The sequence below is a fragment of the Catenovulum sediminis genome, assembly GCF_007289895.1.
Taxonomy (GTDB): domain Bacteria; phylum Pseudomonadota; class Gammaproteobacteria; order Enterobacterales; family Alteromonadaceae; genus Catenovulum; species Catenovulum sediminis.
This window is the reverse complement of the sequence record NZ_CP041660.1, coordinates 754,869-777,736: the sequence shown is the minus strand read 5'-3', so window position 1 is coordinate 777,736 and position 22,868 is coordinate 754,869. Positions and strand designations below refer to the sequence as shown.

Annotated in this window: 22 protein-coding genes and 4 tRNA genes; 16 read left to right on the top strand and 10 right to left on the bottom strand. The window is 40.4% G+C overall.

Features of this window, described 5'->3' with window-relative positions:
- Positions 1 to 34: 34 nt before the first annotated feature.
- Positions 35 to 202, bottom strand: a complete 168-nt coding sequence (locus FNT16_RS03155; protein ID WP_143870183.1) for a DUF2496 domain-containing protein — start codon at positions 200 to 202, stop codon at positions 35 to 37.
- The gene (locus FNT16_RS03150; RefSeq protein ID WP_143870182.1) at positions 203 to 478 is read right to left on the bottom strand and encodes a late competence development ComFB family protein; all 276 of its coding nucleotides are present in this window, start codon (positions 476 to 478) and stop codon (positions 203 to 205) included.
- A 215-nt stretch (positions 479 to 693) separates the two neighbouring features.
- Between FNT16_RS03150 and FNT16_RS03145 the strand changes: the two genes are divergently transcribed.
- Together FNT16_RS03145 and FNT16_RS03140 are read left to right on the top strand one after the other, a co-directional pair.
- A complete protein-coding gene (locus FNT16_RS03145) occupies positions 694 to 1,278 on the top strand; it encodes a sigma-70 family RNA polymerase sigma factor (RefSeq protein WP_143872852.1) in 585 nt (194 codons plus the stop codon).
- Positions 1,271 to 1,951: a ChrR family anti-sigma-E factor gene (locus FNT16_RS03140; RefSeq protein WP_143870181.1), complete on the top strand. Its 681-nt coding sequence runs from the start codon at positions 1,271 to 1,273 to the stop codon at positions 1,949 to 1,951. The genes FNT16_RS03145 and FNT16_RS03140 overlap by 8 nt, the downstream gene beginning before the upstream one ends.
- A 62-nt stretch (positions 1,952 to 2,013) precedes the next feature.
- Here FNT16_RS03140 and FNT16_RS03135 read toward each other — a convergent pair whose 3' ends face one another.
- The gene (locus tag FNT16_RS03135) at positions 2,014 to 3,246 is read right to left on the bottom strand and encodes a cystathionine gamma-synthase family protein (protein WP_143870180.1); all 1,233 of its coding nucleotides are present in this window, start codon (positions 3,244 to 3,246) and stop codon (positions 2,014 to 2,016) included.
- Positions 3,247 to 3,298: 52 nt separating this feature from the next.
- On the opposite strand from FNT16_RS03135, the gene FNT16_RS03130 reads away from it, so the two are divergent.
- A complete protein-coding gene (locus FNT16_RS03130) occupies positions 3,299 to 3,727 on the top strand; it encodes an OsmC family protein (protein WP_143870179.1) in 429 nt (142 codons plus the stop codon).
- Positions 3,728 to 3,876: 149 nt separating this feature from the next.
- Here the strand turns inward: FNT16_RS03130 and FNT16_RS03125 are convergent, their stop codons facing one another.
- Complete coding sequence (locus FNT16_RS03125) at positions 3,877 to 4,137, bottom strand: DUF1289 domain-containing protein (protein ID WP_143870178.1); 261 nt, start codon at positions 4,135 to 4,137, stop codon at positions 3,877 to 3,879.
- A gap of 178 nt (positions 4,138 to 4,315) precedes the next feature.
- On the opposite strand from FNT16_RS03125, the gene FNT16_RS03120 reads away from it, so the two are divergent.
- The 13 genes from FNT16_RS03120 to FNT16_RS03060 all read left to right on the top strand — a co-directional run bounded on the left by FNT16_RS03120 (position 4,316) and on the right by FNT16_RS03060 (position 16,424).
- Positions 4,316 to 4,783: a chemotaxis protein CheX gene (locus FNT16_RS03120; RefSeq protein ID WP_143870177.1), complete on the top strand. Its 468-nt coding sequence runs from the start codon at positions 4,316 to 4,318 to the stop codon at positions 4,781 to 4,783.
- 20 nt (positions 4,784 to 4,803) lie between these two features.
- Complete coding sequence (locus FNT16_RS03115) at positions 4,804 to 5,226, top strand: secondary thiamine-phosphate synthase enzyme YjbQ (protein ID WP_425456697.1); 423 nt, start codon at positions 4,804 to 4,806, stop codon at positions 5,224 to 5,226.
- A 310-nt stretch (positions 5,227 to 5,536) separates the two neighbouring features.
- Positions 5,537 to 7,024 carry a methyl-accepting chemotaxis protein gene (locus tag FNT16_RS03110; RefSeq protein WP_143870175.1) on the top strand — a complete coding sequence of 496 codons (1,488 nt, stop codon included), beginning with the start codon at positions 5,537 to 5,539 and terminating at the stop codon, positions 7,022 to 7,024.
- 321 nt (positions 7,025 to 7,345) lie between these two features.
- A tRNA-Pro gene (locus FNT16_RS03105) sits at positions 7,346 to 7,422 on the top strand.
- A gap of 33 nt (positions 7,423 to 7,455) precedes the next feature.
- Positions 7,456 to 7,532 (top strand) — tRNA-Arg (locus FNT16_RS03100).
- A 25-nt stretch (positions 7,533 to 7,557) separates the two neighbouring features.
- Positions 7,558 to 7,633, top strand: a tRNA-His gene (locus FNT16_RS03095).
- A gap of 22 nt (positions 7,634 to 7,655) precedes the next feature.
- Positions 7,656 to 7,732 (top strand) — tRNA-Pro (locus FNT16_RS03090).
- Positions 7,733 to 7,966: 234 nt separating this feature from the next.
- Positions 7,967 to 9,265 carry a trigger factor gene (gene tig / locus FNT16_RS03085; RefSeq protein WP_143870174.1) on the top strand — a complete coding sequence of 433 codons (1,299 nt, stop codon included), beginning with the start codon at positions 7,967 to 7,969 and terminating at the stop codon, positions 9,263 to 9,265.
- A 98-nt stretch (positions 9,266 to 9,363) separates the two neighbouring features.
- Positions 9,364 to 9,996: an ATP-dependent Clp endopeptidase proteolytic subunit ClpP gene (clpP, locus tag FNT16_RS03080; protein WP_143870173.1), complete on the top strand. Its 633-nt coding sequence runs from the start codon at positions 9,364 to 9,366 to the stop codon at positions 9,994 to 9,996.
- 64 nt (positions 9,997 to 10,060) lie between these two features.
- Positions 10,061 to 11,350 (top strand): ATP-dependent protease ATP-binding subunit ClpX, encoded by a 1,290-nt coding sequence (gene clpX, locus FNT16_RS03075; protein ID WP_143870172.1) that lies wholly within the window; start codon positions 10,061 to 10,063, stop codon positions 11,348 to 11,350.
- Positions 11,351 to 11,509: 159 nt separating this feature from the next.
- Entirely contained in the window at positions 11,510 to 13,858 is a 2,349-nt protein-coding gene (gene lon, locus FNT16_RS03070) for an endopeptidase La (RefSeq protein WP_143870171.1), read from the top strand.
- A gap of 236 nt (positions 13,859 to 14,094) precedes the next feature.
- Positions 14,095 to 14,370 carry a nucleoid-associated protein HU-beta gene (hupB, locus tag FNT16_RS03065; protein WP_143870170.1) on the top strand — a complete coding sequence of 92 codons (276 nt, stop codon included), beginning with the start codon at positions 14,095 to 14,097 and terminating at the stop codon, positions 14,368 to 14,370.
- 158 nt (positions 14,371 to 14,528) lie between these two features.
- Complete coding sequence (locus FNT16_RS03060; RefSeq protein ID WP_143870169.1) at positions 14,529 to 16,424, top strand: SurA N-terminal domain-containing protein; 1,896 nt, start codon at positions 14,529 to 14,531, stop codon at positions 16,422 to 16,424.
- Between the two features lie 52 nt (positions 16,425 to 16,476).
- Here FNT16_RS03060 and FNT16_RS03055 read toward each other — a convergent pair whose 3' ends face one another.
- The 6 genes from FNT16_RS03055 to pspF are packed head-to-tail and all read right to left on the bottom strand — an operon-like array spanning position 16,477 to position 22,789.
- The gene (locus FNT16_RS03055) at positions 16,477 to 17,262 is read right to left on the bottom strand and encodes a peptide ABC transporter ATP-binding protein (protein WP_143870168.1); all 786 of its coding nucleotides are present in this window, start codon (positions 17,260 to 17,262) and stop codon (positions 16,477 to 16,479) included.
- A gap of 1 nt (position 17,263) precedes the next feature.
- Positions 17,264 to 18,253 carry an oligopeptide/dipeptide ABC transporter ATP-binding protein gene (locus FNT16_RS03050; protein ID WP_143870167.1) on the bottom strand — a complete coding sequence of 330 codons (990 nt, stop codon included), beginning with the start codon at positions 18,251 to 18,253 and terminating at the stop codon, positions 17,264 to 17,266.
- Entirely contained in the window at positions 18,250 to 19,140 is an 891-nt protein-coding gene (locus tag FNT16_RS03045) for an ABC transporter permease subunit (protein ID WP_143870166.1), read from the bottom strand. The genes FNT16_RS03050 and FNT16_RS03045 overlap by 4 nt, the downstream gene beginning before the upstream one ends.
- Positions 19,133 to 20,158 (bottom strand): ABC transporter permease, encoded by a 1,026-nt coding sequence (locus FNT16_RS03040; protein WP_143870165.1) that lies wholly within the window; start codon positions 20,156 to 20,158, stop codon positions 19,133 to 19,135. Before FNT16_RS03040 ends, FNT16_RS03045 begins: the two co-directional genes overlap by 8 nt.
- On the bottom strand, positions 20,155 to 21,771 hold the full coding sequence (locus FNT16_RS03035) for an ABC transporter substrate-binding protein (RefSeq protein WP_246072328.1): 1,617 nt from the start codon (positions 21,769 to 21,771) through the stop codon (positions 20,155 to 20,157). Before FNT16_RS03035 ends, FNT16_RS03040 begins: the two co-directional genes overlap by 4 nt.
- Positions 21,761 to 22,789, bottom strand: a complete 1,029-nt coding sequence (gene pspF, locus FNT16_RS03030; RefSeq protein ID WP_143870164.1) for a phage shock protein operon transcriptional activator — start codon at positions 22,787 to 22,789, stop codon at positions 21,761 to 21,763. Before pspF ends, FNT16_RS03035 begins: the two co-directional genes overlap by 11 nt.
- Positions 22,790 to 22,868: the final 79 nt, after the last annotated feature.

The window sequence follows — 22,868 nt, the reverse complement described above, 5'->3', positions numbered from 1 at the left end:
TTCACGGTTAAATGCACTCGAAACAATTGGGCCGTCAGGCGTTGTTGTTTTCGCTTGTTTCTCTTTCTAATTTTTCTTTGAAATCTTGCTCAACAATTTTTAGTGCTTTAAGTACTTCATCGGCTGGCATGTCATTGCTTTCTAAAAGAAAGATCAAATCAACCGCAAGTTTAACATGCCTTGGTGCATCTTCGAGCGCCATTTATACTTTCCTTTTATCTCTTTCTTCTAAAAACTTCATTGAGCTGCGGATCGCGCTATCTACATTGAGTTCCATTTGTAATCTTTCCGCTTGCGGCATATAAAAAGCCATATCGACTTCATAACGGATATATCTGGGAGGCAATTGATTTAGAATCAGACAACATAAATCGGCTAGGTAATCAGAATCTTGATTATTCTCCGTAATATTCATACTGTCTAGCTTATCGACGACAAGTTTTTCGTAATAGTTGTGGATATCATCGTGTAATTTCACGTGTTTTGCTCCCTGATACATATTTGCAACAAGTGTATTACCGATAAAGCTTAGTTGCAATCGGTAGCGCACGCCAAAAAATATTTAATTTAATGTGATCCTATGTATAAACCGGCCGTAAAACGTTTAAAGCAAAAAAAGAGTTGGATATGATGGGCGTTGTCAGTCAAGATACAAAACACAATATCTCTCAACATGAGCTTGCTAAAAGCGTGATGGTCGAACCGGAAAAGCCAAACGATTGGAGTGAACTTTTGCACAGGGTTGCAATGCACCGCGATCGTAGGGCGTATACTTTAATTTTTAATCATTTTGCACCAAGGCTAAAATCCTTTGGTTTGAAATTATTGAAGCAAGAACAATTGGCGATGGAAATGGTGCAGGATACCATGTTGAATGTATGGTTAAAATCTCACTTATTTGATTCCAGCAAAGGGGCCGCGTCAACATGGATATATACCATAGCAAGAAATGTGCGTTATGACATGTTACGTAAAGCCAGCCACAAAAAAGAAGAAAATTTTGCCGATGATTTATGGCCAATTTTAGAAGAAAGATCTAATAACAACGAACACCATGCGTTTACCTTATTAGAGAATCTGCTACTGCAAGGTGAGCTAGTTCAGTTTTATCCCGTGATGTCAGAGTGTCAACAAATCGTGATTGAAAAAGTATATTTAGAAGAAAAATCTCAGCAAGAAGTCGCTGACGAATTGCAAATACCGCTTGGAACTGTTAAATCCAGAATTCGTCTAGGGCTTGGTAAAATGCAACAGGCGATGGAGCAAGACCATGATTAAATTTCATCCATCAGAGAGATTGTTAAGGGGTTTTGCTGCGGGAGAACTCTCCTCTGGTATTAATTTGGCGGTCGCGACGCATGTTGAATATTGTCAATGTTGTAGCGAAACCGTTGCAGCAATTGAAGACGAATTAGCCTTTGACCTTTGTAAGCTGGATGACGAAATACAATCTCCATTTGACGATATGTTGACTTCTATCCTAAGCGCAAGTGATGAAACGGCTGTATTAGCTAAGGATGCGTTTACAACGGATAAGCGAGAGTCATTTGTGCAGATAGATGGTAAGAAGTTTAAGTTGCCGCGCACGGTACAAAGAAAGATGGAACGGCAAGAAGGGCAAAACTGGCGTAACTTGGCCGGTATTCACTCAAGTGCATTAGGTGATTTTGATGAATATCGTGCCAGTTTGATTTATATTGAGCCAGGTGTACAAGTGCCTATGCACAAGCATAAAAGTATTGAAATGACAGTTGTGCTGGCAGGCAGTTTAAGCGATGAGCAGGGCGTATATAAGCCAGGTGATTTCATTGTGTTAGATAACAACATTGAACACTCGCCAAAAACTCAACAGAGTCAATGTTGTTTATGTTTGACTGTGATGGATGCGCCTATTCAATTTACACAAGGTATATCGCGGTTATTAAATCCGATAGCACATTTACTGTTTTAGATATTTAAACGGGCTGGCAAGCCCGTTTCTTCGCTCTATTTGCTCTATTTTGCTTTATTAACTTAAAGCAAAGCGGCTTCTAGGTCTGCTATTAGGTCTTCGCAATCTTCAATGCCGACAGACAAGCGAATCATATTTTCACTGATCCCCATTGATTTTCTTCTAGCTTCACCCATCTCGTGATATATCGTCGGTGCTACCGGGATTGCCAGTGTTCTGTTATCCCCTAAATGTGTCGAGCAGAGAATTAATTCTAGTTTGTTTATCAGTCTAAGTGGATCTATACCTTCTTTCGGGGAAAAGCTTAAGATCGCGCCGTTGTGTTTAAATAGCCGTTTTGCCAAGGTATGCTGCGGGTGGTTTGGTAATCCCGGATAATAAACTTTTTCTATTTTGGGGTGCGAATCCAAAAAATTGGCCAGTTGCAGTGCATTTGCACAGCTTCTGTCTAAACGCAGCGCCATTGTCTCAGAGCCGACAGATAATAAATGCATAGAATCAGAGCTTAAACAAGCGCCCATATCACGTAAACCTTTCTTTTTTATTTGCGTGATAGCCCAATTAATGGCATCACCTTTTTTATAGGCATCATTAATGTTTTCGAACTTTTGCCAATCAAAACGACCCATATCTACAACAGCACCACCTAACGCGTTGGCGTGACCGCCAAAATACTTGGTCAATGAGGTCACAATAAAATCGGCTTGGTGATTTTGTGGTTGCAGTAAGTAGGCTGGCGTCATTGTATTGTCGACTACAAACACGATGTTTCGTGCTTTAGTTAATTTTCCTAACCCCGTTAAATCAGCTACTTGAGTGACTGGATTGGCAATGGTTTCAGTAAATAGCATACGGCTGTTAGGTTTTATGTTGCGGGCAACGTCTTCAATATTTGTCACGTCAACAAAACTCACTTCTATCCCATAATTTTCTAACGTTTGCGCAAAACTATTGGTATTGCCAAATACAAAGCGGCTCATTAATAGGTGATCGCCTTGCTTTAACATCGTCAACATTAATGTGGTCAAGGCGGCCATGCCGCTTGAAAATACTAAACATGCATGTCCTTGTTCTAAATCTGTGATTGTATTTTGCAAGCAAGAAATGCTGGGGCTGGATTGGCGAGCATAAGCATGTTGGCTGGATTTACCTTGAAAAACATCCACCAAATCTTGAGCGTCTGAATATGCAAATAGAACTGACTGGTGTATCGGCTGATGAATCGCACCATATTCTGGTTGCTGCTTTCTTTCGGCGTGAACTAATTTACTTGTGAAACCTTTTACTTTTCTCATATGCGCTAGTATGTCAGTATTAATATATTCAGAGTGTAAATATTAGGTCATTATGTCAACCCAAAAATTACAAATTAAATGGTGCGGTGAAAAACAATTTGAAGCAACCTCAGCCGCAGGTCATAAAGTTAAAATGGATGGGCCACCTTCTGGTGGTGGGATGGATGCCGGCACAAGGCCAATGGAAATGGTTTTGATGGGACTCGCGGGTTGCTCAGCCTTTGACGTTGTCACCATATTAAATAAAAAAAGAATTGAATTGACTGCGCTGGATGTGCACGTCGAAGCGTACAGGGTAGACAAGATACCTGCGGTTTTTGAATCAATACATTTAACTTTTGTTATTCGCTCACCCAATGCAACGGAAAAAGCGCTGAATCACGCCTGTTCTTTATCGGTTGATAAATATTGTTCAGTCGCCGCGATGTTAAAAGCCGGAGGCGTAAAAATACACTTTTCAGTCGAGCATATTAATACATAGTCTAGGGCGAGTTTATCTTTGTTTATAATTTGAGCCTCAGCCCGAAGGGCAATGGCTATTTTAACCCTTAACGGCATTAGAATTCGTTTATTTAGAATGATTAAAATAGCCTATTTCTCAAAAATAATACAAAGATTCACACGCCCTAGCTAGAATAAGCTCAGTTGTTCGGCTTGTATTTGTTTTAGTAAAGATTGTTCTTTTTCTTTCATTTTTTTGCTGTTGAGCTTTTTTCTGCGCATTTCGCAAAGAGATATAACTTGAATTTTTTGCGCTGCGGTGAGTTTGGGCCAATAAAACCTTTCCTCGCGGCTGCGCAAACAACCACGACAATAGCCTCTCGGGCCTGACTCGCAGACACCGATGCATGGGCTTTCTACTTCTATTTCAAATAAACTCGCTTGCTGCATGGCTGTTTTATTCTGAACCTTTATAACTAAGTGTATAACATATATGTTGTTTTTGGTGTAACCTGCTACACTTTTAAATAAAGTGAATAAACTTTTTCTGGTTTACAAACACTTTTCGGCAAGGCAAACTTGCTCGATAAATATTTTTAACTCAAAAGGGTCGTGTTAGGAACTTGTTATGAATGTAGAATTCGTCAACCCCTTCCTGTCTTCACTAGTAAATGTCATTAGCACTATGGCTATGTTAGAGCTTAAGCCATTAAAACCTCGCTTGAAAAAAGACGAAGTTGCGCGAGGCGATGTGTCCGGTTTAATTGGCATGGTAGGCCCGCAAACTAAAGGTTCTTTCTCCGTTTCGTTTGAAGAGGGATTGGCGCTTGAAATAATGAGTCGTATGTTGGGTGAGAAACCAGATGGTATTAATGAAGAAGTGACAGATATGGTGGGGGAAATAACCAATATGGTCACCGGTGGCGCAAAAAAGTTATTAGCTGAAAAAGGCTATGATTTTGATATGGCTACGCCTATGGTGGTTTCAGGTAAAGGTCACACGATAGCTCACAAGTCGGACGGTCCAATCGTGATAATGCCGTTTGAGGCTGAAGCAGGTTCTGCGCATATCGAAATTTGTTTCGATAAAGTTTAACGAATACAAGCAGAACTTAGATTATGTGGTTTCAAAAAAATATATCTCTAACAGCAAAGTCACGTGGATTTCATTTGGTTACAGATGAAATAGAACGACAGCTTAATGAACTGAATCAAATTGAAACAGGTTTGTGCCATTTATTGTTGCAGCACACATCGGCAAGTTTGACGTTAAACGAAAACGCGGATCCAACTGTACGCGCTGATTTTGAAGATCATATCAATTATATGGTCCCTGAAAAGCAAAGCTACTACCGACATACATACGAAGGTGATGATGATATGCCTGCGCATATTAAATCAAGTTTGTTGGGCGTTAGTTTAACTTTGCCGGTTCGAAGCGGGCGTTTTGCCCTTGGGACTTGGCAAGGCATTTATCTTGGTGAACATCGAGATTTTGGTGGTAATCGAAAAATAATGGTGACGTTGCAAGGAGAGTGATTTTATTCAAGTTTTGGCTTGTGTATTTTGCTCAACTGTCATACCTTTAACATTAACACCTTATTTTTTAACGAAATGAATACTTAGTGTACACATTTCGAATTAAAAAAGTGCGTGTCACCAATTAATAACTATAATTGATCTGACATCAATATTTAGGTTTCGTAATTTCTCATGCAAGATTGATTCAGGTTGTTGATTTAATTATTTAAATGGCAATCGTTTCATTAAAGCTTTGTGTTTAAATGCCGAAACAATTGCATGAACAGAATAAAACTAGCAGTCTGCAGCTTAGAGGTTAAAAATAAATATGCAATCGATAGCCAAAAAAGTACTCGTGGTATTATTGATCGTTAACTTTGTGGTTTTGGGCATAGCCGCATTTTGGACTATGACGATACAAACAAGTGACGAGAATGACAGGTATGATGCCAACAAAGCCGAAGTTGTTAAACAGTTGCAGGTGATATTGCAAGACCCCGTTTTCTCCTATGATTTTCCCTTAATACAAAGCATTATCGATGCTTACATGCCTGATCCAATCATTGCGCAAGTAAAAGTCACTGATCACAGAGATAAAGATATGGCAGAGACTAAACTTAAGCAGGAAGTTGAGCTCGATGGCCAAGCTAGATGGTATGAGATAAACAGTAATGATGGCGAATTAATTGGTAAAGTGAAGATTGCGTTTTCTCGCTCAGCTGTAGATGAAAGACTATCTTCTCAGTGGAATCAAAAATGGACTTCAATGTTCATTTCTATGATTGTCTTAAGTATTTTGCTGCTAATTTTAATTCGAAAAGTAGTTGTAGAGCCGCTAACGCAAGTGAGTAATGTATTGCGTGATATTGCTGCCGGTGGTGGTGATTTGACACAGCGTATTCCGGTTAAAACAAATGATGAAATTGGCACACTTGCGAATAATTTCAATAGTTTTATTCAAAAAATACAAGATATCATTGCAGATGTAGCACAAGGTGCGAGTGGTTTAGGTGGGTTGTCTTCTACTATCAGTGACGTTTGCCACAAAACTACGATGAATACACATGAACAGAAAGAGCAAACCGAACACTCACTCAACTATTTAAAACAATTGTCTGAAGCAACTGGTGAAATTGCACAGAATGCAGAACTGACGGCTTCAAGTACCACCGAAGCCTTTGACATGGCAGCACAAAGTAGAAGTGATGTACAAACGAATTTAGAACATGTTCAACAGTTAGTGGATGAGTTAGAAAATAACGCCAAAGTCGCATCAGAGCTTAAATCTGCCAGTGAGAATATCGGTGGCGTGCTGGATGTGATTAAAGGTATTGCTGAACAAACTAACTTACTGGCACTGAATGCGGCGATCGAAGCGGCGCGCGCTGGTGAAACCGGGCGAGGGTTTGCGGTGGTTGCCGATGAAGTACGTTCACTCGCGAGTAAAACCAGACAATCAACTGAAGAGATTGAAAGTATTATTGCTTCTTTACAAAGTCGTGCAGATGATTCTTATAAAGCGTCATACCGCAGCAAAGAGCTGGTCAGTGAAACTATAGAATCAACTGAAAAAACGGTACAGTCGTTTAAAGCAATCTCAGATAAAATGAGTGGCATTAACGATATGATTATTCAAATAGCCAGTGCAACTGAAGAACAGTCTCTGTTAACTAAAGAGGTCAGTCAGGGCATAGAGCACTTGTTAGATGGTGCAACCCAGTTAGCATCAGAAACAAATGAACTAGAGCACAGCACACGCGCTATGATTGAAGTAGAACAACAATTGTCAGAACAGATTAAACAATTTAAATATTAATATATTTTACTAAGCTAAAAAAACCAGCCTTGGGCTGGTTTTTTTATATCTGATATTCGTATACTGTGTGGATCTTTGTTTTATTTTGGCGTTTATCTGCTGATACTTGTACCTGCAACGTTGGTGACTTTTATATTCGACTATCATGGTAAAAGTGTAACATTGGGCTTGAAGTGCATTATTTTTGTTCGTTTTGATTTAAAATTAAACAAACAAACACTTATTCGGATAATTCATTAAAAAACTTATAAAAAGTGTTTGACCTGCCTCATGGTTCTAGGTAATATGCGCCCCGCTGTCGAGGGGGACCTCGCAATAAGTCGGTGATTAGCGCAGCCTGGTAGCGCACTTGGTTTGGGTCCAAGGGGTCGCAAGTTCGAATCTTGCATCACCGACCACTCTTTCTAAATGAGTCGTTAGGATCCCGATATGCGTCCTTAGCTCAGCTGGATAGAGCAACGGCCTTCTAAGCCGTGGGTCGCAGGTTCGAATCCTGCAGGACGCGCCATTTAGAAAAAATTGCACCTTATATGGTGGCTGTAGCTCAGTTGGTAGAGCCCCGGATTGTGATTCCGGTTGTCGTGGGTTCAAGTCCCATCAGCCACCCCATTTCTTTTCGAATTCCTTGTATCGGTGATTAGCGCAGCCTGGTAGCGCACTTGGTTTGGGTCCAAGGGGTCGCAAGTTCGAATCTTGCATCACCGACCACTATTTCTTCAATTTTAACGCTTCATTATAAAAAATTACGCTTTATCTGTATTCTTACTCGACTCCTTGCAGACTCATAGCTATAATGCTGCGTCATTTTTTTAATGTACAGAATTCTACCAACTCTCAGTTAGCAAAATTATTGGGTTAGGTATTCAGTCGTTTCTGGGCTCTAAAATAGAGAAGCCCCAAAGGAAAAAAGAGCCAAAAGGCTCGTAATTTCGAGGTATAGCAATGCAAGTTTCTGTTGAAACAACTCAAGGCTTAGAACGCCGAGTGACAATTACAGTTCCTGCGGACACAGTTGAATCTGCAGTTAAAAGTCGTCTACAACGTTTGGCAAAAACTCAGCGAATTGATGGTTTTCGTCCTGGTAAGGTTCCTGTAAGCGTAATTAAAAAACGTTTTGGTGCAGCTGTACGTCAAGAAGTTGCTCAAGAAGTTATCCAACAAAATTTTTATCAGGCGGTTGTTCAAGAAAAATTGAACCCAGCAGGTACGCCTCAAATACAAGAACAGTCGTTAAACGATGGTGAAGATTTTAAATTTACTGCCGTATTTGAAGTTTATCCAGAAGTTCAGGTAGAAGGTTTAGAAGCTTTAAAAGTTGAAAAGCCAACAGCTGAAGTAACAGATGAAGATTTAGAAAATATGTTGGAAACTTTACGCAAGCAACATTCTAAATTTGAAACAGTTGACAGTGCGGCCGCAGACGGTAGTCGCATCAACTTAGATTTTGAAGGTTTAATCGACGGCGAAGTTTTTGATGGCGGTAAAGCTGAAGGCTTTGATATCGAAATAGGCTCTGGACGCATGATTCCAGGCTTTGAAGAAGGAATTATCGGTTTATCAGCAGGTGATGAGAAAGAAATTGAAGTCACTTTCCCTGAAGAGTACCACGCTGAAAACTTGAAAGGTAAACCTGCGGTTTTCAAAATCAAGGTAAACAAAGTTGAAGAACGTGTTTTACCTGAAATCGATGACGAGTTCATCAAGTTATTTGGTATTGAAGAAGGTGGGATTGACGCACTTAAAAAAGAAGTTCGTCAAAACATGGAGCGTGAATTGAAACAAACGCTTAAAGCAAAAACCAAAGAAAATACTATTTCGGCATTATTGGATTCAGTGAGTATTGATGTGCCACAAGCGTTGGTTGAGCAAGAAATTGATGCTTTACGCCAACAAGCGGTACAACGTTTTGGCAATGGTCAACAAAACATGCCTGAATTACCTGCAGAATTGTTTAAAGATCAAGCTGAGCGCCGAGTTAAAACTGGCTTATTATTATCAGAGTTAGTGAAAGCGAATGAGATCAAAGTTGACGAAGCGCGCGTAAAAGAAACTGTAGAAACTATGGCTTCTGCTTATGAATCTCCAGAAGAAGTTGTTGAGTACTACTACAACAACAAAGAGATGTTAGCGAACATTCAAAATGTTGTGATGGAAGATCAAGCTATTGACTTTATCCTTGATCAGGCTCAAGTTGAGACTATCGCAAAATCTTTTGACGAAATTATGAATAAACAAGCATAATTATTCATTTTTCTGATTGACTAAGCAGGGGTCACCTTGTTTAAATGGCTTGAATGTTATTCGTTCAGGCCATTTTTATTTATAGAGCAAAGGAATTCATGAATACACAAAATTCTTCTTTCGATCCAATGAGTGCACTTGTTCCAATTGTTATTGAACAAACAGCAAAAGGCGAACGTTCGTTTGATATTTACTCTCGACTCCTGAAAGAGCGTGTAATATTTTTAGTCGGTCAGGTTGAAGATCATATGGCCAACCTAATCGTAGCTCAATTATTATTTTTGGAATCAGAGAACCCAGAAAAAGATATTCATATATACATAAATTCGCCAGGTGGTTCTGTTACTGCAGGAATGGCAATTTATGATACAATGAAATTTATCAAACCTGACGTTTCGACCGTTTGTATTGGGCAAGCTGCCAGTATGGGTGCATTTTTATTGTCTGGTGGGGCTAAAGGTAAGCGTTTTTGCCTGCCGAACTCACGTGTCATGATTCACCAGCCTTTAGGTGGTTTCCAAGGTCAAGCGTCTGATTTTGAAATACATGCTCGTGAAATTTTAGCTATTAAAGAGAAGTTAAATCGATTAATGGCCGAGCACACAGGACAAGATTATGAGCGCGTAGCGCATGATACTGATCGTGATAACTTTATGACGGCAGATGCTGCGTTAGAATACGGTTTAGTCGACAAGATATTATCGCATCGTGACGAAACTCGTTTAAAATAATAAAGTCATAGCTTTATTATACGTTGCAAGACTAACCGCGAATAGAAATGATAGAGGTAGGTAAATGACAGATTCCCGCAAAGGTGATGGGTCAGGCGATAATAAATTATTGCATTGCTCATTCTGTGGTAAAAGTCAGCATGAAGTCCGCAAGTTAATTGCGGGTCCATCGGTATTCATTTGTGATGAATGCGTTGAGTTGTGCAATGATATTATTCGCGAAGAAATTAAAGAAATCGCACCAGAAGCCAAGTCGGTTAAAGAAAAATTACCAACGCCATCTGAAATACATAAACATTTAGATGATTATGTTATTGATCAACAGCAAGCTAAGAAAGTTTTGTCGGTCGCGGTATATAACCACTATAAGCGCTTAAGAAATAGTGAAAAAACTAAAACCAATGTAGAACTTGGTAAAAGTAATATTTTGCTTATTGGTCCAACCGGTAGTGGTAAAACATTATTGGCTGAGACGCTTGCGAGATTTTTGGACGTGCCATTTACAATGGCTGACGCGACGACCTTAACCGAAGCAGGTTATGTTGGTGAGGATGTTGAAAATATCATTCAAAAGTTATTGCAAAAATGCGACTATGATGTCGAATTGGCGCAGCGCGGTATTGTTTATATTGATGAAATTGACAAAATTTCTCGTAAATCCGATAACCCATCGATTACTCGGGATGTATCGGGTGAAGGCGTTCAACAGGCGTTATTGAAGCTTATTGAAGGCACAGTTGCTTCTGTACCTCCACAAGGTGGGCGTAAGCATCCACAGCAAGAATTCTTGCAAGTTGATACTTCTAAGATTTTATTTATCTGTGGTGGCGCGTTTGCTGGCTTAGAAAAGGTTGTTGAACAACGAACAGCGAAAGGGACAGGCATTGGTTTTGGCGCGACCGTTAAAACCAAAGATGAAGAGCAAACTTTAAGTCAGAAATTTGCAGATGTTCAACCAGAAGACTTGGTGAAATATGGTTTGATTCCTGAGTTTATTGGACGTTTACCTGTTGTTGCGACTTTATCTGAATTAGACGAAGCTGCTTTAATTCAAATTTTAAGTCAGCCGAAAAATGCATTAACCAAGCAATATTCTGCACTGTTTGAAATGGAAGATGTAGAATTAGAATTTCGGGATGATGCTTTACATGCAATTGCTCGTAAAGCAATGGAACGCAAAACCGGTGCGCGAGGTTTACGTTCGATCTTAGAAAATGTTCTACTGGACACCATGTATCAACTTCCCTCGTTAGATGATGTCAGTAAAGTGGTGATAGACGAAACCGTCATTGGTGGTGAGTCAGACCCATTACTGATATACGAAAACAGTAATAAACAAGCCGTATCAGAATAGTTAAAAACCCGCTTCGTGCGGGTTTTTTGTTCTATCAAGCAGTTAAACGCAACCTAAAGACATTATTTAATTGCAAGGGATTGGTTTAATTGCTTGATATGGTTATATTGAACCCCATATAAAAAGGTTATAACAATTCAGCGGAAAGAGAAGCTTAATATGACGATAGAAACATCCGGGCGTATCGATATTCCGGTATTAGCACTGCGTGATGTAGTTGTGTATCCACATATGGTTATTCCATTGTTTGTCGGTCGTGAAAAATCCATACGTTGTTTAGAAGCTGCGATGGAAAATGACAAACAAATATTTTTGGTGGCTCAAAAAGATGCTTCGATTGACGAGCCAGCCACTGGAGATATTTATGAAGTGGGCACAGTTGCTACCATCTTACAACTACTAAAATTACCGGATGGTACGGTAAAAGTCCTTGTTGAAGGTAATCAGCGCGGAAAAATTAATCGTTATTTACAAACAGACGAGTTTTTCTCTGCAGAAGTTGATTTTATTCATGCGCCTGATATTGACGAGCGAGAGCAGGAAGTTTTAATCCGTTCTGCCGTGAATCAGTTTGAAGGGTATGTAAAATTAAATAAAAAGATACCACCTGAAGTCTTAACTTCGTTAAATGGGATCGAAGAGCCAGCAAGACTGGCCGATACCATGGCTGCTCACATGCCGCTTAAACTAGATGATAAACAAACGGTTTTGGAAATCGTTGATATCTCGGAGCGTCTAGAGTTTTTAATGGCGTTGATGGAGAGTGAAATCGATTTACTACAAGTCGAGAAAAAAATCCGCGGCAGGGTTAAGAAACAAATGGAAAAAAGCCAGCGCGAATATTATCTGAATGAGCAAATGAAAGCGATTCAGAAAGAGCTGGGTGAACTAGATGATGCACCTGATGAGTTTGAAACGTTACAAACCAAAATCAAAGAGTCAGGTATGCCTAAAGAGGCAGAAGAAAAAGCCTTAGCAGAACTGCAAAAGCTAAAAATGATGTCTCCTATGTCGGCTGAAGCGACAGTAGTACGGAGTTATATTGATGCAATCTCGTCTGTTCCATGGAAAAAACGCTCAAAAGTGAAGAAGAATCTACCTGCTGCACAAGAGATCTTAGATAAAGATCATTATGGCTTAGACAAGGTTAAAGAGCGTATTATTGAGTATCTAGCGGTTCAGCAAAGAACAAATAAAGTAAAAGGGCCTATTTTATGTTTAGTGGGCCCGCCGGGGGTCGGTAAAACTTCACTGGGTCAATCAATTGCTAAAGCGACTGGCCGCAAATATGTTCGCATGGCACTGGGTGGTGTACGCGATGAAGCTGAGATTAGAGGCCATCGGAGAACGTATATTGGTTCAATGCCGGGTAAAATCGTTCAGAATATGACAAAAGTAGCCGTTAAAAATCCACTGTTTTTGTTAGATGAAATCGATAAAATGTCGGCGGATATGCGCGGTGATCCCTCATCTGCTTTGCTAGAAGTTCTTGACCCAGAACAAAATAATGCCTTTGCTGACCATTATTTGGAAGTTGATTACGACTTGTCAGACGTGATGTTTGTTGCAACTTCTAATAGTATGCGGATTCCCGGTCCGTTGTTAGATCGGATGGAAGTCATTCGTTTGGCCGGTTATACCGAAGATGAAAAGCTTAACATTGCACAACGCCACTTGATCCCTAAACAAATCGAACGTAATGGTTTGAAAAAAGGCGAAATTGAAATTGAGGAATCAGCAATATTAGGCATTATTCGCTATTACACGCGTGAGGCTGGCGTACGGAGTCTAGAGCGCGAGATATCGAAATTGTGTCGCAAAGCCGTTAAAACTATTTTAATGGATAAGAGCATTAAGACAGTAAAAATAGGACAAGATAACTTAAATGAATTTTTAGGTGTCCAGCGTTTTGATTATGGTAAAGCAGACGATGAAAACCAAATTGGTCAGGTCACAGGTTTGGCTTGGACTGAGGTTGGTGGTGACTTACTAACAATTGAAACTACGGCTGTTCCAGGGAAAGGTAAAATGACTTCAACTGGTTCCTTGGGGGATGTTATGCAAGAGTCCATTCAAGCGGCCATGTCCGTTGTTAGGGCGCGTGCAAGCAAGTTACGCATCGCTGAAGATTTCTACGAAAAACGCGATATCCATGTTCATGTTCCTGAAGGTGCGACACCTAAAGACGGACCCAGTGCGGGTATAGCAATGTGTACTGCGCTTGTTTCTTGTTTAACGGGTAACCCGGTGCGTTGTGATGTGGCGATGACCGGCGAAATCACATTGCGCGGTGAAGTATTAGCAATCGGTGGGTTGAAAGAGAAACTGTTGGCAGCACACCGGGGTGGAATTAAAACCGTGATTATCCCGAAAGATAATGCACGTGATTTAAAAGAGATCCCCGCTAATGTGATTGGTGATTTGGAAATTCATCCAGTTAAATGGATCGACGATGTCTTGAATATTGCGCTAGAATCGCCACCAGAAGGCTTTGAAATTGTAAAATAATTGCATTTCTTGCAGTTTAGGGGCTTCTTATTTGAATTTTTTATGGTAGCCTTGAGAAGTTTAGTCAGCCCTTGCAGTGCAGGGGCTGCAGCAAAATTCGTAAAAAATAGGCAAAGTTAGGTTTACTTACTTGATTAGTACCAGTAAGCCTGATATAAAATCTTGACTAATTAAGCCGCATCGGCGTTCGTGCTCGATATAGTGGCAGTATAATAACAATTGAAGGGGATGAAATCTTGAACAAGTCTCAACTCATTGACAAAATTGCAGCGGGCGCTGATATCTCAAAAGCATCAGCAGGTCGTGCATTAGATTCTTTTATAGAAGCCGTTACTGAATCCTTGCAAGAAGGTGATCAAGTTGCTTTAGTTGGCTTTGGTACTTTCTCTGTACGTGAGAGAGCCGCTCGTACGGGCCGTAACCCTCAGTCAGGTGAAGCGATTGAAATTGCAGCTGCAAATATCCCTGCATTTAAGCCGGGCAAAGCGTTAAAAGATGCAGTAAATAAATAAAAAATTACTGACTTGTATTGCCAGTATCGTAAGGCAGGCTTCGACCGAAATCGAAGCCTTCTTTGTTTCTGAACAATAGAATTTTCTTACTCGGTTTAATAACCACACTCAATTAAGTTCTTGACCCAATAAGTACTTAACTTAAGAAGAGATCCAGCATGTTAGAAAAAATCCGTGAAGGTAGCCAAGGACCCGTCGCTAAAATAATACTCGGTTTAGTGATTTTCAGTTTTGCATTGGCAGGTGTCGGTTCATATATCAACTCAGGTAGTGAACCCAGTGCAGCAGAAGTAAATGGTAATGAAATTAAACGCAGTCAGTTAGAGAGAGCGTATGAGAATGAGAAAGCTCGTATGGAATCTCAATTTGGTGAAATGTTTAGCCAAATCGCCTCTGATCCTGCCTATTTAGCTAATTTTAAACAAGGTATTCTGGAGCGTTTGATTTCAGAAAAACTGATTAGCGATTTAGCAACACGTTTAGATATTCGTATTAGTGATGAAGAAATCAAAAAGACGATTTTTGAAATGCCTGAATTTCAGGTAGATGGCAAATTTAATAATGACAGATACTTACAATTATTAACACGTGCCAATTACACGCCAGCAAAATTTAGAGATAGTATGCGTGAAGACTTAACCCGTCGTGCATTAGTTCAGGCGATTACGGATACCGGATTTGTCTTAGAGCATGAAGCAAAAGCATTCCAAGCACTACAATTACAAAAACGTAACCTTGAATATCTGGAAATCCCAGTTGAATTATTCCGCGATTCAGTCGAAGCGACGGAAGAAGAAATTCAGGCTTACTATGATATGAATTTAGATAAGTATGAAACGCCACAGCAAATAGATTTAGCTTATGTTGAATTGAAATTAGAAGATGTTGCAGCAAACATCGAGGTCACTGAGCAAGAAATAGCCGAATTTTATCAGGCTAACCAGAGCAGCTACCTGAAACCAGAAAGAAGACGTGCATCTCATATCTTAATTGACAGTAGTGAAGATGCGCAAGCGGCAGAGGAAGAAGCAACAAAGCTGTTAGCTGAAATTAATGCGGGTGCTGATTTTTCTGAGCTCGCTAGAGCACACTCAGATGATACTTTTTCTGGCGAAAATGGAGGCGATTTAGACTTCTTTACTAAAGGTGTTATGGATCCCGCATTTGAAGAAGCGGCTTTTGCTTTACAGCAGGTTGGTGATGTTTCTGGACTGGTAGAGTCTTCATTTGGTTTTCATATCATCAAGTTGACGGGTATTGAAGAAGAAACCGTAAAACCATTACAAGAAGTACGTGATGATTTAGTCAGCCAGATTCAAAATGATAAAGCGCGTGATATATTCCTCGAGAAACAACAAACATTAGCTGATTTAGCGTTTGAAATACCGACGACTTTGGCTGATGCAGCAGAAGCCGTTGATTTAGAGGTTAAACACACAGGACTAACGGCATTGACAAGTCAAAGCTTCCCATTTAACGAACGCAAAGTGACGGAAGCAGCACTGTCAGATGATGTACGAGAGCAAGGTTATAACAGTAGTGTAATCGAGATTTCTGGTGAACATTTAGTGGTTGTTCGTGTTAACGAATATCAGGAAGCTCGTACGCTACCTCTGCAAGAAGTTCGGGCTCAGGTTAAAGCGTCAGTTGAAACAGAAATGGCTCAAGACGTTGCGCAACAATGGGTAGACGAGTCAACTGCTAAATTGGCTGCTGGTGAAAGCATCGAGAATGAATTGGCTGATTTTGGCTTAAGCTTCAAAACCGCTGCGGAAGTAGAGCGTTATGGTAGTGATGTACCCGCCGCTGTTGTTAAAAAAGCATTTGAAATGGCAGAGCCCAATGAACAGGTTTCTGTTAGCTGGGTTGAGATGAATCCGTCAAAGTTTGCATTAATCAAAGTGTTGGATGTACTTGAAGCTGAAGTGCAGGAAATTGATGTTGCGACGCAGCAACGATTAGAATCAGCCTTAGTTGATTATCACTACCAAGCGTTAATTGATGGTTTACGTGAGCAAGCGGAAGTTGTGAAATACCAAACCGCAACACAGTAACGATACAGATAACGGCAAACTTAAATTGCAAATTAATAAAGGATAGCTCAGGCTATCCTTTATTTTTTCTCAGCATTTGTTGTGAATACAACAGCTTTTTAGTCACTACATGACGTGGGTTACTGAGTACTTCAGCGGTTTTTCCACGTTCTACAACTTTCCCTTCACTGAATACAAATAACTGATCACTGATATGACGTACGATATTTAGATTGTGAGTCACAAAAACATATGCCAAACCAAAAGTTTGTTGTAGATCGAGAAAAAGGTTGACCATTTGAGAACGTGTGGATGGGTCCATCGCTGCAAACGGTTTATCGGCAACAATGATTTGGGGGTCTAAAATTAAAGCCCTAGCAAGTGCGATGCGCTGTTTTTGCCCACTCGATAACATGTGAGGATAATGCCATATGTAGTCTGCTAATAAACCCACTCGGTTAAGTGTTTTTTTAATCTTTTCCTGTCTTTCTAGAGCGGTTAGATTGGTGTTTAGTTTCAGCGGCTCTTCTAAAATTTGTCCTATTGATAAACTTGGGTTCAGTGATGTAGCCGGATCTTGAAAGATCATTCTAATATGTTTACAGCGCGTCTTGTTATCTGCCTGCTTGAGCTTCTTCCCATTTAACAAAATTTCTCCACTAGATGGGTTTTCAGCCCCTGCCAAAAGTTTTGCTAAGGTCGATTTACCAGAGCCTGTTTCCCCGACAATAGCCATAGTTTCATAGGCATTTAGAGAAAAGCTAATTTTGTCGAGCGCGACAATTGGTTTTACACGCCAAGGTAACAAGTGATGCTGATAGGTTTTAGACAGATCGTTTACTTCTAATAGTACAGACATATTAGCGCTCTAAGTTGATTGGGTAGTGGCAACTAAAGACATGACCTTTTAACTTCACACTTTTAGGGGTGATTACACATTCTTTCTGTGCTCTTGGACATCTTGGACCCAACCGGCATCCTATCGGTAAATGCTGTAAAGGGGGGGTCGAGCCTTGTAAGGTGGTTAAGCGAGATTTGGGTTTTAAATCGTCTCCCAGTCTTGGAATTGTATTAAATAAAATTTCTGTGTAGGGGTGAAACGGATGTTTTAATAAATCTCGGACACTACCAGACTCAACACTTTGCCCACTATATAAAATGGTCATTTCGTCGGCATACTGGGTCACTGAATCTAAGTCATGGGTTATCAACAATACTGACATATTCTTGCTTTCGTTCAGCTTTTGCAGCAGCCTGAGTATTTGAATTTTTGTTGTGCTTTCCATTGCGTCCGTGGGTTCATCTGCAACTAAAAGTTTAGGGCGTCTGGCAATGGCCATCGCAATCATTACTTTTTGGCACAAACCTTCTGAAAGCTCGTGTGGGTAGCTCTCGTAACACTTTTGATAATGTTTAATACCAACTTTTTTTAACAGATTGCTGACCTTGCCATAGATTTCTTTTTTTCGTTGCCAAAATGAGGAGACGCATTCTGCTTCGGGAATCACCTCACTGAGCTGTTCTCCTACAGTGGCTGTTGGGTCTAAGCAACGGCCAGGCTCTTGAAATATCATAGCGATATCTCTGTGGATTATTTGCCCCCTTTGTTCCGGCGACAAACGCAATAAATCCTGACCTTGCCAGAACATACGATCAGCTTTGACTTCCCACTTGTCGGATAAAGTGGCAGTCAGTGCTCGGGCGAATAGCGATTTGCCAGAGCCCGTTTCACCGACCAGACCATGGATAGAACCTTCACGCATCGAAAGGCTCATTTTGTCGATAGCATTCACTTCGAGGTTTTCAGTTTTTAATGTTACGGTTAAGTTACGCACGTCTAATAACATTATTCACTCCTTTGTTTTAATGCGTTTCTTAAACCGTGGCCAACTGTATTCACTGACAGCAAACATAAAAACATAGTCACACCGGGTAAGGTTGCTAACCAAGAAGCACGATAAATTAAGTCTATACTGCCTGCCAACATGGCGCCCCATTCAGGCGAACCTTGTTGTGCGCCTAAGCCTAAAAAACCTAATGCTGCGACATCTAACATGGCGGCAGAAACCGCTAAAGAATACTGCAATATAATGGTTTCGATAATATTGGGAAATACCGAACTGATAAGTATTTGAAAATCATTAGCGCCATCCAGTCTAGCGGCTGTTACATATTCTTTTTTAAATTCGTTTTGCACAGCAATACGTGTTCTATGCACAAATTGTGGTATTAAAACTAAAAACACAGCCCATATTGTGTTGAATAAACCCGGACCCAATGCCGCGACGATAACAATGGCCAGCAGTAAAGAGGGGATGGATAGTATAGTATCCAGCAAGTGATTAAAAACACTCGCTCGTATTCCTTTACTCATGCCGGCCAACGCCCCTAATGCTAAGCCAACAACCATAGCAGCCAGTGCAACCAGCAGGCTTAATCCAAAGGTTATTTGGGTGCCATAAATCAGACGAGACAGTACATCACGTCCCAGATCGTCTGTCCCCAGCAAAAAATGTACATCGCCTGCGTTTTGCCAGGATGGCGGTAATAATACATAGTCTGTATTTTGCTCTGTGGGTGAATAAGGTGCGACGAGTGGAGCAAAAATGGCGACTATGATAAAAAAAATAACAATACAAAAACAAACCCAAGAAACATGGTCTGCTCTAAACTTAGCCCAGGCCAATTGGTATGGGCCTGGGTACTGAATTTCGTTATAGATATCATTATTAGCCATTAATTTCTTTCCTAACGAGCGGGTTTAGTAAGGTGTGCACGATATCGGATAGAACATTGATAACCACCATAAAAGACGATACTAATAACAAGGCGGCTTGAATCACAGGGTAGTCTCGTTGGTAAATAGCTTCAATTAACCAGTGACCTATTCCGGGCCAGGAGAAAATGAATTCGGTAATCATGGTACTTGTCATTAGGGTATTAAATAATAGACCAAATTGCGGAATAATCGGTAGTATCGCATTGCGAAATACATGTTTTCTAATGATTTGAAATGTTGATAATCCTTTAGTCTTGGCCGCTTTTATATAGGGCGTTGCCATGACATTGATAACTGAACTGCGCATCATGCCAATTAAGATTGTGGTTGGTAAAATTGCTAATGTGATGGTTGGTAAAACAAGGTGACGCAGAGCGTCTTGATATATTTGATATTTGTTATCTAAATTACTCAGTGCAATGTCGATTAATAAAATGCCCGTGTCACTGGGGACTTCATACAATAAATTAAGTCGCCCTGAGATGGGCAACCAAGCTAAATTTAGTGAGAACAATAACATCAAAAGGAGTCCCATCCAGAATATGGGAATGGAGTTGGCAATGGTTGCACTAGAAAATATAACTTTATCAATCCAGCTATTTCGTTTAACGCCCGCCCATAAACCTAAGGGTAATCCGACAATTGCAGTGAGTATCAGGGCATATGCACTTAGTTCAGCCGATGCTGGGAAAACACGCATAAAGTCATCAAGGACAGATGCATCTGATGAAAACGAGTTGCCGAAATCGCCTTGAACAACTCTTTGCATATAGACAATGTATTGCACAAAGTAAGATTCGTTTAATGCAAGTTCCTCGGTTAATTTTGCGTATTCCTGATAAGTTAAACTCTGTTGTCCGGAAAAGTTAATCGCTGCATCACCTGGGAATAGGTGAGCCAGAGAAAATGATATTAAGCTGAGCAAAAACAGCGTAGTCACCAGCAAGTTAAAACGCCGTATAAAATACACAATCATTTTATCTTTTCCACATGTTTAAAAGAGATAGCAGAGTAGGGCGAAAACTTAATATTCAGTACGTTATCCTGCTTGGCCAAAAAACTCAGAGAATGCGCAATTGGAAATATAGGCATTTCTTGATGTAATAAGCTTTGCGCTTGCATATATAACTCTTTTTGGCGATTTAAGTCGTCACTTAGCATTGCACTTTTGACTAATTCATCAAAGTGGGGATTACACCATGCTGCTCGATTATTTCCAATGACAGCTGCTGCACAGCTCAGTGTGGCGGTTAAAAAGTTGTCAGGGCTAACCATATCAGCTGACCAACCGATTAAAACAGAATCGTGCTCATGACTTGAGAGCTTTTTACGCAATGTACTCCATTCGTAGTCGACAATTGTCGCATTGATACCCACTGCTGCCAAATTAGCCTGAATTAACTCAGCCATTTTTAACGAGTTAGGGTTATATTCGCGTTCAATATGGGGGCTCCAAATTTCAAGTTCAAAGCCTTCTTCTATACCGGCTGCACGGAGTTCTTTTTTTGCTTGTTCCGGGTTATATGTAAGGTGTGGTAAATTCGAATTGTAACCCCAAGAGCTGGGTGGAATCAGTGAGTTGGCCGGAAACGCCATCCCATAATAGATGGTTTTATAGATAGTTTGCCTATCAATTGATTTTGCTAACGCTCTTCTTACTTCTGCACGATCAAACGGGGGTTTTAGTGTATTAAAGGCCCAAAACGCGACATTTTCAGCATTTTTGGATTGTAACGTCACACCAGCTTTATCTTGTAATACCTCCATTTCACTTGCCACAGGATGGGCAACCACGTCACATTCGCCTGTGATCAGTTTCGCTAAGCGACTTGAACTTTGTGGTGTTATATCGTAAACAAGCTGGTTAATATGTGGTTGCCCTTGCCAGTAATCCGGGTGTGCTTTAAAGCGAATAAATTCGTCTTTAACAAAGTTATCAAAATAAAAAGGTCCAGTGCCGATTGGATAGTTGTCCAATTGAGATTTTGATGATTGTAATTCTAATTTCGCGCCATACTCAGCAGACAAGATAACCATGTAGTCTGTCGCTAAATGATGCAAGAAGCTGGCTGATTGTTGATTTAAATGAAAACGAACATGGTATGGGGATACGGCCTCAATGTCTTTAATCAACGCGTCCAGTTCATAACTTTGCATATGCGGATAGCTGTCAGCACTGCTGTAAAAAGGATGCGTAGATAAACGCCAGCGATTAAAGCTAAAAACAACATCTTGTGCATTTAATGTGCGACTGGGAATAAAGTAGCGTGTCTGATGAAACTTTACATCTTTGCGTAAAAAAATATCAATGGTTTTACCGTCCGGGCTGGTTTGCCAACTTGTGGCAATCCCGGCTGTTAGATCGCCAGTTGCAGCGTCCAATTCAATCAGGCGGTCATATAATTGTTGTGAGCTGGCATCTAAAGTAATGCCGGATGTGGTCGTTTGGGGGTTAAAACTTTCAGGGTTACCTTCAGAACAATAGATGAGTCCGTTCGCTAGAGTGGTATCTTGCGCCCGATCACAACCAGCAAGCAGAAAACTAATCGATAAAGTACTGAACCAAAGTTTGATTAGTTTATTCATCATTTCGAATGGCATCCAATAGTTGATATTTTTTTAAGTATCCACGCAGTTGATGATAACTGACTTGCAGTAACTGCGCTGCTTTACGCTGATTAAAACGGCTTTGTTTGAGCGCAGATTGCAACAGCGAGATCTCGAAATCAGCGGATGCTTGTTTAAAATCGATTGGCATTTCAAATCTACTGTTAGCCGTCATAAGGTTTTCTTTATTACCCGTCTGCGTTGCTTGTGTTGTCGGTCTAAAAGGTGAATCGAATGGGTCAAATATAATATCGTCGATTGCTACATCTGGGTTATTCCACCTGTAAACACTGCGTTCAACTACATTTTTTAATTCACGAACGTTACCCGGCCAATGATACTCTAAAAGCGCTTTTTCTGCATCTTTCGTAAAACCGGAAAATAGCGCCATTTCCAATTCTCTGGCCATTTTCACTGCAAATTGTTCTGCCAATAAAAGAATGTCTTCTTGCCGATGTCTTAGTGGGGGTAAAGTAACGACGTCAAAGGCCAAGCGGTCTAATAAATCAGCTCTGAACTGACCGAGTTGCGCCAAAGCGGGCAGGTCCTCATTGGTCGCTGCAATTAAGCGCACATCCGTTTGAATTTGTTGATTACCACCTACACGTTCAAATTCGCCATATTCAATCACTCTAAGTAATTTCTCTTGTACCATTTGAGATGTATTGGCTAATTCGTCCAAAAATAACGTGCCTTGGTGTGCGCGCTCAAAGCGACCCGCATGTTTTTTGGAGGCACCTGTAAACGCACCGGACTCGTGACCAAATAATTCACTTTCCAGCAGATTTTCATTAATCGCCGCGCAATTTAATTTAATAAAAGCGTGCTGCCATCTGCCAGATAAAAAGTGTAATCGTTCGGCCACTAATTCTTTGCCGGTGCCACGTTCGCCAATGATCAGTACCGGCTTGTCCAAAGGCGCTAGCTGAGAAATACGCTCTATTACACTTAGAAAGTGATTGGATTGGCCAACCAGTGTTTGAGAGTTCGCTTTATCCATAGTTGGTCTAATTCCTCAATATGTGGTTAAAATGATTATCTACCGCTTTTATTTAAAAAGCCAATTAAATAAAAAGATA